10 protein-coding genes and 1 other RNA gene are annotated in these 12,562 nt (G+C 39.3%); 2 read left to right on the forward strand and 9 right to left on the reverse strand.

The window, feature by feature from the left end:
* Positions 1-29 precede the first annotated feature (29 nt).
* The 8 genes from O3633_RS04200 to O3633_RS04235 all read right to left on the reverse strand — a co-directional run bounded on the left by O3633_RS04200 (position 30) and on the right by O3633_RS04235 (position 7,287).
* Positions 30-947, reverse strand: a complete 918-nt coding sequence (locus O3633_RS04200; RefSeq protein WP_371620492.1) for a PspC-like choline-binding domain-containing protein — start codon at positions 945-947, stop codon at positions 30-32.
* Between the two features lie 94 nt (positions 948-1,041).
* A complete protein-coding gene (locus O3633_RS04205; protein ID WP_049510160.1) occupies positions 1,042-1,731 on the reverse strand; it encodes a response regulator transcription factor in 690 nt (229 codons plus the stop codon).
* A gap of 11 nt (positions 1,732-1,742) precedes the next feature.
* Positions 1,743-3,167 carry an NADP-dependent phosphogluconate dehydrogenase gene (gnd, locus tag O3633_RS04210; RefSeq protein WP_003017375.1) on the reverse strand — a complete coding sequence of 475 codons (1,425 nt, stop codon included), beginning with the start codon at positions 3,165-3,167 and terminating at the stop codon, positions 1,743-1,745.
* A 76-nt stretch (positions 3,168-3,243) separates the two neighbouring features.
* Positions 3,244-4,707, reverse strand: coding sequence for a cell division site-positioning protein MapZ (gene mapZ, locus O3633_RS04215; protein ID WP_371620493.1), 1,464 nt, complete (start codon positions 4,705-4,707; stop codon positions 3,244-3,246).
* Positions 4,708-4,719: 12 nt separating this feature from the next.
* Positions 4,720-5,877, reverse strand: coding sequence for a THUMP domain-containing class I SAM-dependent RNA methyltransferase (locus O3633_RS04220; RefSeq protein WP_223140635.1), 1,158 nt, complete (start codon positions 5,875-5,877; stop codon positions 4,720-4,722).
* 82 nt (positions 5,878-5,959) lie between these two features.
* Positions 5,960-6,342, reverse strand: an RNA gene (gene rnpB / locus O3633_RS04225) — RNase P RNA component class B.
* 18 nt (positions 6,343-6,360) lie between these two features.
* Positions 6,361-6,690 (reverse strand): cell division regulator GpsB, encoded by a 330-nt coding sequence (gene gpsB / locus O3633_RS04230; RefSeq protein WP_371620494.1) that lies wholly within the window; start codon positions 6,688-6,690, stop codon positions 6,361-6,363.
* Between the two features lie 69 nt (positions 6,691-6,759).
* Positions 6,760-7,287, reverse strand: a complete 528-nt coding sequence (locus O3633_RS04235) for an SLOG family protein (protein WP_371620495.1) — start codon at positions 7,285-7,287, stop codon at positions 6,760-6,762.
* Between the two features lie 67 nt (positions 7,288-7,354).
* Here O3633_RS04235 and recU point away from each other — a divergent pair, with 67 nt between their 5' ends.
* Together recU and pbp1a are read left to right on the forward strand one after the other, a co-directional pair.
* The gene (recU, locus tag O3633_RS04240; RefSeq protein WP_371620496.1) at positions 7,355-7,951 is read left to right on the forward strand and encodes a Holliday junction resolvase RecU; all 597 of its coding nucleotides are present in this window, start codon (positions 7,355-7,357) and stop codon (positions 7,949-7,951) included.
* Positions 7,948-10,113: a penicillin-binding protein PBP1A gene (pbp1a, locus tag O3633_RS04245; RefSeq protein ID WP_371620497.1), complete on the forward strand. Its 2,166-nt coding sequence runs from the start codon at positions 7,948-7,950 to the stop codon at positions 10,111-10,113. Before recU ends, pbp1a begins: the two co-directional genes overlap by 4 nt.
* Positions 10,114-10,471: 358 nt before the next feature.
* Here pbp1a and O3633_RS04250 read toward each other — a convergent pair whose 3' ends face one another.
* On the reverse strand, positions 10,472-12,454 hold the full coding sequence (locus O3633_RS04250; protein WP_371620498.1) for a peptide ABC transporter substrate-binding protein: 1,983 nt from the start codon (positions 12,452-12,454) through the stop codon (positions 10,472-10,474).
* Positions 12,455-12,562 lie beyond the last annotated feature (108 nt).

Below are 12,562 nucleotides of genomic sequence, written 5' to 3' on the forward strand. Positions count from 1 at the left end.
ATTGTTTCCTTCACAATCGCTTGTTTTCATTACTGAACCCACTCACCATTATAGTTGACGTAGTAGCCACCTACAGTAGTATTCACAGCCAAGGCACCTGAACTATAGGCATAGTACCATTTACCATTAACTTGGAACCAACCGGTCACCATAGCTCCTGACGAACGAAGATAATACCAAGTATTATCGACATAAATCCAGCCAGTTTTCATATCACCGTTTTGAGCATCTAGGTAATACCAAGTTGAACCATCTAGATACCAGCCTGTCGCCATAGCACCTGATGAACGGAGATAATACCACTTGTTACCTAGATGTTGCCAACCAGTTTGCATAATGCCAGTTTCTGGGTCTAGGTAGTACCAAGTGGAAGCATCTTGAATCCAACCAGAACGTTTCTCACCACCAAGATTCTTATTCCCAGAATTTCCTGTTTTTGCTAGGTAATACCAGTTAGACTGGTCATAAAGCCAACCTGTCTTTAAAGAATGGTCTTGGTCAAAGTAGTAGTTTGCTAATTTAAGAACTTCTGGACCTTCCCAGCCTTCACCATGTTTTTTCCCAACAGTTAAGGAATCTTTTACCTCTAATTGTTGCCAGCCAACAAATTCTTGTAGTACCCCATCTTGTCCAAAATAGTACCACTTGTGTTGAAGGCCGATTTCATTAACTGGTTGGTTATCTAATAAATTATCTCGGTAACCTGTCCCAGGAATTTCTATGTATTGCCAACCGATAACCATTTCTCCTCTATCACCAAAATAGTAGGTTTTGCCATCTATTTTATGCCAATAGATTGCTTTATGGTCATCTTTTATATAATATTTTCTATTGTTCTTATCAACAAACTGTCCACCTGTAGTATCCGCAAATACTGTACTTGTTGCTAACAGACCAAAAAAGAATACTGCAAGTCCAGCTTGCATCATTTTTTTCAAAAATTTCATTCTTGTTTCCTCCAAAATGATTGTAGCAAAGATCAAATCATATGTCAACATTTCAACGACTCAAAAAAGCAGTTACAAAACTGCAACTGCTTTTCTATTCTTGCATGGTGTAACCAACACCACGCACGGTTTTAATGTAGCTCTTTTGACCTTTCACGTCAAGTTTACTACGTAGATAACGGATATAAACGTCCACAATATTGGTTTCGGTCGCACTTTCATACTTCCAAACACTTTCCAGCAATTGCTCACGAGTTAAAACCTTCTTGCTTCCCATAAGGGTAGCTAAGAGGTCATATTCACGACGTGTCAGAGCAATCATCTCCTCGCCACGATAGACGGTATGATGTTCTACATCCATACGCAGATTGCGATAAGCTGTCGGAACTTTCATCTGACTACAGTGTTGGTCGATGAAATCTCGACCTCGGAAGATAGCTGAAATACGACTGACCAAATCATCGATAATGATTGGTTTATAGATGTATGAAACAGCGAAACGCTGGATTGTTTCAAGTTGGTCTTGCAATTCTTCTCGATGGTCCAAGACCATGATCACCGCAGCTGGCTTGGTTCGACTCAACTTATCTGCAAAATCCTGGGCTGTCATATCCCCTAGATGAGCATTCAGTAAAATCAAGTCATAGTCTGTCTGAAGAGCCATGGAGAGGGCTTTTTGTCCCTCTTCTACCTGATCAACTCGGTATTGCTCTTTTTGGAGTTCCAGACTTAAAAAATGAGCTAGATTTCTTTCTTTCTCAAGTAATAAAATCCGTTTCCCCATGGCTGACCTACTTATTTTTCGTCATACCAAGAGTAGTGGAAGGTTCCTTCTTTATCCTTACGTTGGTAAGTGTGGGCACCAAAGTAGTCACGTTGTGCTTGGATCAAGTTCGCTGGAAGATCAGCTGAACGGTAGCTGTCAAAGTAAGTGATAGCTGCTGAGAAGGTTGGTACTGGTACACCAGCTTGAACAGCAAGAGCTACGATATCACGAACAGATTGTTGGTACTTAGCAGTTACGTCCAAGAAGTACTCATCCAAAAGAAGGTTAGCAAGATCTGCATCACGGTTGTAAGCATCTGTAATCTTTTGCAAGAAACGAGAACGGATGATACATCCATCGCGCCAGATAGATGCGATATCTGCAAATGGCAAGTTCCAGTTATTTTCTTTAGAAGCTACACGCAATTGCGCAAAACCTTGTGCGTATGAAATGATTTTTGAGAAGTAAAGGGCTTGACGGATTTTTTCAATCAACTCAGCCTTGTCGCCTTCAAATTTGAAAGCAGCTGGTTTTGGAAGCACCTTGCTGGCATGAACACGTTCTTCTTTGTAAGTAGAGATGTAACGGGCAAATACTGACTCAGTGATGAGTGACAATGGCACACCAAGATCAAGAGCTGATTGGCTAGTCCATTTACCAGTTCCTTTGTTTCCTGCAGCATCCAAGATGTAGTCTACGATTGGTCCGTCTTGACCTTCATCGTCTTTACGTCCAAGGATATCAGCAGTGATTTCGATCAAGTAGCTGTCCAATTCACCCTTGTTCCACTCAGTAAAGATTTCAGCCATGTCTTCTGCAGAAAGACCAAGCAAGTGTTGCATAAGATCGTAGCTTTCTGCGATCAATTGCATATCACCGTACTCGATCCCATTGTGGACCATTTTTACATAGTGACCAGCTCCATCAGGACCGATGTAAGTTACACATGGTTTACCATCTTCTGGTGCTTTAGCAGAGATTTCTTCAAGAACATCTGCTACCAAGTCATAAGCTTCTTTTTGTCCACCAGGCATGATAGAAGGACCTTCAAGGGCACCTTTTTCACCACCAGAAACACCTGTACCGATAAAGTTGATACCTGAGTTCGCCAATTCTTCATTACGACGGATAGTATCTTTGTAGAAAGTATTCCCTCCATCGATCAAGATATCACCTTTATCCAAGTGTGGAAGAAGGGCTTGAATTGTCGCATCTGTACCAGGTCCTGCTTGAACCATCAGCATGATACGACGTGGTTTTTCAATTGAGTTTACGAAACTTTCAATATCATAGCTTGGCACGAAGTTTTTATCAGGGTGGCAAGCAATCACATCTTCAGTTTTTTCTTTACTACGGTTATAAATAGCAACTGTATAACCACGAGATTCAATATTAAGGGCAAGGTTACGACCCATTACGGCCATACCAACAACACCAAAGTTAGCTTTTGTCATGTGACACTCCTCTTGTTTAATATGTTTTATTTTATCATGTTTATCTGTGAAAAGAAAGAATTTTGTAACAATTTGACTAGTAGTCTAAATCATCCGCATGTCCAGAACCATTCCCTACAAAGTAACCTGTCTTACAATTAAGGGTAAAGAGATAGGTACCATCTGGTTTATAAAGATTATAGTAGCCATTGCCATTAACAATATTCACAGGTTCCAAAATATATTGGTTGCCTGTAATGTAGCCACGCGCACGCGAAGTCTCAAGAATGCGTTCAAGGACACCATCTGCAAAAGTCCAAGCAGGATTACTACTATCACTAACAGCAGCTTGATTGTAAGGTACTCGACTGACACTTCTTTGTAGGTTCACACCATTGCTTGCTAGTCCACTATTTAGGATATTATTTGCTGAGGCTGTTTCACCCGCTGAAGTTGATGCATTAGCAGAGCTGCTAGCATTGCTTTCAGTTGCTGAGCTTGACTCTGTTTGGCTTGATGAACTTGACTGACTACTGCTTGAGCTTGTAGAACTTGAAAGTTGACTCTTACCGAGACTAATAGCCTTATCTAGCAGTTTATCAATTTCAGTATTCCCAGTCTTAACTTCGGTAAATTTAGCATCTGCCTTTACTTTAGCATTTGTATCTAGAACACCATCTGTAATAGCTGGCGTTTCAAATTGAGCATTAACATCTTGTACTGCCATGATTTGTGTTTCAAGACTATCGTATTTTGATTTAGCAAGAGTATGCTCTCTAGCGCCCTCAAGTTTATCTAACAGTTCTTTGAGCTGATTTAGTTGACTAAACTGACTTTTTTTTAGGGCAGTTTTATTCTCATCAGTATAAAAAGTGTCATAGAGACTGTTAAATTGATCGAGAATTGCTTGATTACTTACCAAACCTGCATCAGATGACTGAGACTGAATTTCTTGTGAAGAACGAGTAATTTGACGATAAACGTAGTAGCTACCCCCAATAATCAAGACAATAATTGCTAAAAGAGCTGACAAGATGACCCACAGTTTTTTGCGTCGTGGCTCATCCTCTTCTTGAAGAGAGCGAGCTAGAATTGGGGCTTCTTCTTGTGAAATTTCCTCATTTTCTACCTGTTCTGGTTCAAATACTTCCTCTACAAGATTTTTATCCATAACTAAAGTTTCTTCTAGTGGCGAAGGGAGAACTTCTTCAGTTGCTACTCCCTCTTCTTCAGCAAACTTTTCTGATTCAGAGACTTCTTCTACTGGTTCCGCCTCTTCTTCAATCGTTTCTTTAGCTTCTTGGATCAAATCATCTAGACTCTGAAGTTCCTCTTTCTTCGCCTGAATGTTTGTAAATTTATCAGCTTCGATTTCTTCACGGTGTTGTTTAATGTATTTGTCCAAAATCGTATCATCAGGAGTTACTCCTGCTTCGATTTCTTCATTTTTTCGAATAACCTGTCCAACCGTTAGATCCTTAGCTTCCTCAAAATCAAACTGAGGTTCCTGAGATGTTTTCTCCGGTTCTAACATTTCTTCTTTTTTATCCTTCTGATCCATGGCAGCTCCTTTCTAATCTGTCAAATTTCTTTTGACACGTTGACCAAAATATTGATACAAATCAACTTTCAAAGTACCATTATAGAGTTTTCGTTTTTTGTCCGCCTGACTACCATATTTACTTTCAAAAGCTTCATCACTAGTCAAGATAAACTTACTCCAAGTTTTGAGTGGTTCAAAAACCTCACCCATTTCAGCATAAAGCTTAGTTACTCCTGCATCATCTGATAGACGTTCCCCATAAGGTGGGTTAGAGATAATAACTCCATTAATCTTATCCGTACGCAAATCCTGTACACGCATCTGTTTAAAGAGAATATCTCCAGATACTCCTGCTGCCTGGGCATTGGCCTTGGCAATTTCTACCATACGACCATCGATATCACAGCCCATAATATCCAGTTCAATCTCTCGATCTATCTGCTTACTTGCCTCAGTTCTGACTTCTTGAATCAAGCGGTCACTGACCCAGTTCCACTCTTCAAAGGCAAATGAACGACGCAAACCAGGCGCCATCTTGCGCGCAATCATAGCCGCCTCAATACAGAATGTTCCCGAACCACAGGTTGGATCAATCAAAGGCTTATCAGGGTACCAGTTAGAAAGTTGCAAAATCGCAGCTGCCATATTTTCTTTGATCGGAGCTCCACCTTTTTCAGTACGGTAACCACGTTTAAAGAGACTTGAACCAGTCGTATCAATCATAACAGTCGCTATATCTTTCAAAATAGAAACTTCAATCTTGAACTCTGGACCATTCTCCATCAGGGGAACACCTTCTGGTCGGGCATAGTGTTTTTGTAGTTTCTTAACGACTGCCTTCTTAGAAATCGCCTGCACACTTGGCTCATTGTGTAATTTTGACTTGACACACTTAGCCTTGGCAATTGGGAAACGAGCTCCAAGTGGGAGATAGTTCTCCCAATCTAGAGCAAAAACACCTTGGAAGAGTTCTTCAAATGTTTTTGCAGGAAAAGTTCCCACAACAATTTTGATTCTATCCGCAGCTCTTAGCCACAGGTTGGTTTGGATAATCGCTTTAACATCACCTTGAAAACGAACACGCCCATTTTCAACTTGACAATCATAACCCAAATCTCTCACTTCACGTCCAACTACAGCTTCCAAACCCGCCGCAGCAGTCGCAATTAAATTAAATGTTGTTTTCATTTCAGTCTTTTATAGACCTTTCTTTATTCACTTTAAAAAATGAGGTTGAGAAATATATCTCAGCCCCAACCTATATGCAATTTTCTATAAGCCATGTTTTGTTCCAGAAGTGACTAGGACCACTTCCTTCGATAATCATCTGTCTACCACTAGCAGCTCTCTAGCTGCTAGCAGTCAGAGTACTACGTTCGTTTCCGCGCACTCCATGCCCCGACCAAAATTTGGGTTGCTAGCTTGAGGGGTTTACCGCGTTCCACTCTCTCTGTTTCCAGAGAGACTCCGTCACTGTGGCACTTTCAAGTCTACTCTGACATATCCTAAGACTTAGCCATTTCAACTGCCGTAACGATTTCTCGTCCCTAGGCTTATGGTTTCGCCTAGCACAAACACTACAGGCATCACAGCCTGTGCTAGCATGGACTTTCCTCATGAAAAGAAACTCTCTTCACGCGATTATCCAAAAATTGCACAACAGAAGTATTCTTAGAAATCAGAATTATCCATGATTTGTTTGCCAAATACTTCTTTTTCAAGACGATTCAAACGTTTCAAAATATCAAAGTTTGTCATAGAAGTTGTACTTCCAAGCTCTGCTGGTTCAGAAGCTACTGGAGTCACTTGAGGTTTTTTCGCCAACTCTTCTTTGAGCTCCGCGATTTCTGAACGCAATGATTTTACTAATGCAGCATAAGTTTCATAATCCTTGATGACATCATCCAAGAATTCATCAACCTCTGCTTTACTATATCCACGTACTTCTCTTCCAAAATCCTGCTCAAAAATATCTTTTGCTGTAAAAATAATACTTGCCATGTCTCTCTCCATTCTCAGTTGCTAGTATTATTATATAAAAAAAGGCAAACAAAAAGCAAGGTCAAAGGTTCAATTTTCGGAAAAATTTTCAGCTACTTCGTTCAATTCCTCAAATGTTAATCTTTTTGTAATATAGTTGTCTTTCTTTTTCATCAGTTCGTAAAAATACTTCAGTTTTGTTTCATTTTCTTCATCATAAAAAAGATAGGCACCATCTGTATTTTCAAGTAAGAAAAGTTGATAGTCTCGTAATTGATCCTTGTGTTCATAGTTCGGATAGGCGTATTTAACAAAATCAACTTGTTTAAATTCGCTAAGTTTGACCTGATTTCCCTCATTCCAGTTTTCTCCACGAGTCTCAAAATCAAAGATAGTCGCAAGTTGGAAACCAAAGTCATCTTTCATATCTCTGGCCACCTCTAAAACCCAGTGTTCAAATCCCAGTGTTCCCGTAAACACCAACCATTTCAATCCTTCGTCTGCCATTTTTTCCAAATCTCTACGAATGGCTTTTTTAATAATTTTTAAACGAATATCTTTGTCATTAAACAATCCTAAATCAAAGCTAGAATAGCCTAAAATCAAGGCTGTATGCATTTTTTCTCCCTTTCTGTGCACCTTTATGGTATAATAAAGTGATGTTATTGTACCAATAAGGAGAATTATGGTCAACTATCCTCATAAACTTTCATCGAAAAAAAGACGAGAAGTCACCTCACAAACTAAAAATTTCGCAAATCGTGGGATGACCTTTGAAAAGATGATCAATGCTACAAACGAGTATTATCTGACACACGGTTTGGCTGTTATCCACAAAAAACCAACTCCTGTTCAGATTGTCCGCGTAGACTATCCTCAACGTAGTCGGGCTAAGATTGTTGAAGCTTATTTTAGACAAGCATCAACTACCGATTATTCTGGAGTTTATGAAGGGTTTTACATCGATTTCGAAGCCAAGGAAACCAAGCAAAAACATGCGATTCCGATGAAGAACTTCCATCCTCATCAGATTCGGCATATGGAACAAGTCCTTGAACAAAAAGGAATTTGCTTTGTCCTTCTTCATTTTTCTTCTTATCAAGAAACGTATTTATTGCCGGCACTTGACCTCATCCGTTTTTATCATCAGGATATGGGAAAAAAGTCAATGCCGCTTGGCTATATCAAAGAATTCGGTTATGTGATTGAGCAGTCTGCTTTTCCACAAATTCCTTATCTTGATACAGTCAAACAACATTTACTAGGTGGTAAAACAATATGAACAAACAAACTATCTTACGCATCGCTAAATACCTCGGCATTGGTGTGATTAGCTTATTTATCGCAGCTTTCCTGCTTGGTGGTGGTGTCTTTCTTTACTATGCAAACAAAGCTCCTGAACTTTCCGAGAGTAAACTTGTTGCAACTACATCAAGTAAAATTTATGATAGCAAAAATGAACTCATCGCAGATTTAGGTGCTGAACGTCGTGTCAATGCTCAAAGTAGTGACATTCCTACTGGTCTTGTCAATGCGATTGTCTCTATCGAGGATCATCGATTCTTTAACCATAGAGGAATTGATAGCATTCGTATAGCAGGAGCATTCCTTCGTAACCTTCGAAGCAATAGTGGTCTTCAAGGTGGATCAACTTTGACTCAGCAGTTAATTAAATTAACTTACTTTTCAACATCAACAGCTGATCAAACTCTATCCCGTAAAGTTCAAGAGGCTTGGTTAGCTATCCAGCTAGAGCGAACTGCAACTAAGCAAGAAATCTTAACCTATTACGTCAATAAGGTCTACATGTCAAATGGTAACTATGGTATGCAGACAGCTGCGGAAAACTATTATGGTAAGGACCTCAAAGACTTATCCATTCCTCAGCTAGCACTCTTAGCAGGTATGCCACAAGCTCCAAACCAGTACGATCCTTATTCTCATCCTGAAGCAGCCCTCGAAAGACGTAACCTCGTTTTGTCAGAAATGCAAAAACAAGGTTACCTTACAGCCGAGCAATATGAAACAGCCATCAATACTCCAATCACAGATGGACTTCAAAGTCTAAAATCTGTTAATAGCTATCCGCAGTACATGGATAACTACCTTAAAGAGGTTATTGATCAAGTGGAGCAAGAGACAGGTTATAATCTATTAACAACAGGTATGGAAGTCTATACCAACGTCGACCAAGAGGCACAAAAACACCTTTGGGACGTCTATAATACTGATCAATACGTAAACTATCCTGATGATGATATCCAAGCAGCCTCTACTATCATTGATGTATCAAATGGTAAAGTTATTGCCCAACTCGGATCTCGTCACCAAGCTAGCAATGTATCCTTTGGTACTAACCAAGCAGTGGAAACAAACCGTGACTGGGGTTCAACTATGAAACCAATTACGGACTATGCACCTGCGCTTGAGTACGACATCTATGACTCAACTGCTTATATGCTTAAGGATGTACCATATAACTTCCCAGGCACTAGCACTCCAGTCTACAACTGGGATCGTGGCTATTATGGTAACATCACCCTTCAAACTGCTATCCAACAATCTCGTAACGTACCAGCAGTTGAAACTCTCGATAGAGTTGGACTCGATAAAGCCAAAAAATTCTTAAACGGACTTGGCATTGATTATCCAACCATGGTATATGCAAACGCAATTTCAAGTAATACGACTGAATCAGGTAAACAGTACGGTGTAAGTAGTGAAAAAATGGCTGCTGCCTATGCTGCTTTTGCTAACGGTGGTATCTATCATAAACCAATGTATATCAATAAAGTTGTCTTTAGCGACGGTAGTTCAAAAGAGTTTTCTGACCAAGGGACTCGTGCTATGAAAGAAACAACCGCCTATATGATGACAGAAATGATGAAAACCGTATTATACTCTGGTACTGGTCGAGACGCCTATATATCATGGCTTTCACAAGCAGGTAAAACTGGTACATCAAACTATACTGATGAAGAGATTGAAAACCACATCAAAACAAGTCAGTTTGTTGCTCCAGACGAAATGTTTGTTGGTTATACCCGTAAATATTCAATGGCGGTCTGGACTGGTTACTCAAACCGCCTTACTCCAATCGTTGGTGATGGCTTTACTGTTGCCACTAGTATCTATCGTTCTATGATGCAGTATCTAGCAGAGGACGATCATCCTGGTGATTGGACAATGCCAGAAGGACTTCATAGAAGTGGTGATTACATCTTCAAGAATGGGGCACGTAGCAGCAACTGGATTCCACAGTCAACTCAAGAAAGTTCGACTACAGAGAGCTCTAGCTCAAGTTCAACTTCAACAACTGAAAGTGAAAGCTCTTCAAATGAAAATACGAATGGCACTACCAATCCAAATGCAACGCAACCAAACTCATCTGCAAATCCTCAACAACAAAATCAACCCCAACAAAATCCACGAAGACAACAATAAAATATATAAAAAACTGAGGATGGCGATTTATTCTCAGTTTTTTGTATGCAGTTTTTTATGGTGGAATCTTAATTTTTATAAAGCCAAACTTTTTAAAAATAGGTAGAGAAACAACTGAATAGATTAAATATCTCAATCGCAACCTTATACCAAACACATGTTAAATAGTCGGGAAAACTGTTTAAAATTATAGATAAAAGATACCTTATTTTTATGTAGTTTATCTATGAACTGGGGCGTGACTTAGAAAGTCTATTCTACTACTTCAATGCAGAGCTTAAACCAATAACCAAAATTTCAAACTGATGTCTCAGGAATGATATCAAAAGGCCAGACTTTTTGTCCGGCCTCTTTTTTCTTATTTGACATGTTTTGCAAGATCTTCTTGCGCTTTTTTATTAGATTCTTCTTTTTCTTTCTTCCATTTATCTTGAGCTTTTTGATATTCATCAGCAGTTACTGGTTTATCTTGAAGTTCAAGGTATTTGTACAAGAGGGCTTCACTTGTTCCCTTGTTACCTGAGTAAGCAAATGGAAGAGTGTATGGCACCATCTTAGACAACATTGGACGTCCAGTTTGAGAAGTTGTTGGAATAATCAATGCACTATCTGTCAACCAAGCTTGAGCTGCAGCATATTTATCATAACGTTTTGAAACATCAGTGTTTTCGTTTCCGGCTTCAACAACCATCTTTTCGTAATCTTCCAAACCAACTTGTTTGGCAGCGGCGTTGTTTGTACCAGAATCAAATCCTAGATAAGTCTTAGTATTTTCACCTACAGACGGTTTGATGATATCAAGGTAAGTAGATGGGTCGATATAGTCTGGTGACCAACCAACGTTATCTGAGAGATCCCAATCTTCTCCAGCAGCTGTTTCAGCAAAGTAGGTAACATTGAGAACTTCATCTTTTTGAAGTTGTTGGATATCAACAACTACGTTATCAGCTCCTAATGTTGCTTCAAGTGATTGTTTTAATGATTGAACACGTTGTACTTTTGTAGTACTTGTTTGGTCAACAGGCATATCCAAGTGAATTGGGAATTGAACACCATCTGCTTGGAGAGCTGTCTTAGCTTTAGCAAATTCTGCTTTTGCTTTTTCAGGGTTGTAAAGACCGTCTTGAGCGTCATCCAGATTGACATCTTTCCACTCGTCACCATAGGTTACCAATTTCTCTTTGACTAAATCACCAAAGTTTTTACCATCTGCTTGAACAAATGTTGGTGGCACAAACAAGTTACGAAGAAGTTTGCTTGCTCCACTTTCTCCATTTACTTGAGAAGCATAAGCAGTTCTATCAAAACCAAAGGCAAGAGCTTGACGGAAGTCTTTGTTTAGGAGAGCTTTCTTAGTTGATGTCTTTTGTTCATCTGTAGTCTTAGAAGTGTACTTGTAAGATTGACGATCAATATTGGTACCAATCAAGTACGTTGAAGAATCTTGTGGTGTATAAACGATGTTGTCTTTAAACTCTTTTTCGAGTTCAGGATAACTTGCACTTGTTGGGAAGAGACGAGCCATTGAAAAGCTTCCATCTTTGAAGTTTTCTGCAAGTTTGTTATTGTCTTGACCATCCCAGAATGATAGTTTTACTTTATCAATATGAACATTGTCCTTATCCCAGTAGTTTGGATTTTTTTCAAATTCTACTGAAGATTTAGCTACCAATGATTTCAACAAGAAGGGACCATTATAAAGGATACTGCTTGGATCTGTTGCTTTGGCAAAGTCACTTCCTTTAGAAGTAAGGAATTCTTCATTGACCGGTGCAAGAACACCCATAGTTGTTTTAGAGTTCCAGAAGCTTTCAGGTTTGTTCAAAGTGTATTGAACTGTCTGATCATCAATTGCCTTGATTCCAACTTCAGAAAAGTCCTTAACTTCACCTTTCACATATGCATCCAGACCCTTAATAGAATCTTGAACGAGATAAAGTGCTTCTGATTTATTGTCAGCTGCATATTTAAGACCTGTTACAAAGTCTTGAGCTTTCACAGCTGCGTACTCTTCACCTTCAGAAGTATACCATTTAGCATCTTTACGGATTGTGTAAGTGTATGTCAAACCGTCTTGAGATACAGACCAGTCTTCTGCCATTGATGGTACGAAGTTCCCGTAGCGGTCATTTTCCATCAAACCGTCAACGACATTACTTGTGATATTAGCAACTGCAGCCTTACCAGTTGTCAAATAGTTGAGGCTGTCTGGATCAGTTTCATAAACGTAAGAAAAAGTTTTCTCACCTTTTGCACTAGAGCCTGAACCCGAACAAGCTGCCAAAACACCTGACGCTAACAGAGTCACCCCTGCTAGGGCCATTACTTTTGAAAATTTCATAATAAACTCCTTTATGACTTTTTATACATTATAGTCCCTTTTTTGCTAAGTGTCAATACAATTTTCAGAATTTTTCAAATTGAATTGAAAACAATTGCCATTTTAAAA

Origin of the sequence: Streptococcus sp. 27098_8_22, assembly GCF_041432415.1 — a bacterium.
In the GTDB taxonomy this organism is placed as follows: domain Bacteria; phylum Bacillota; class Bacilli; order Lactobacillales; family Streptococcaceae; genus Streptococcus; species Streptococcus pseudopneumoniae_M.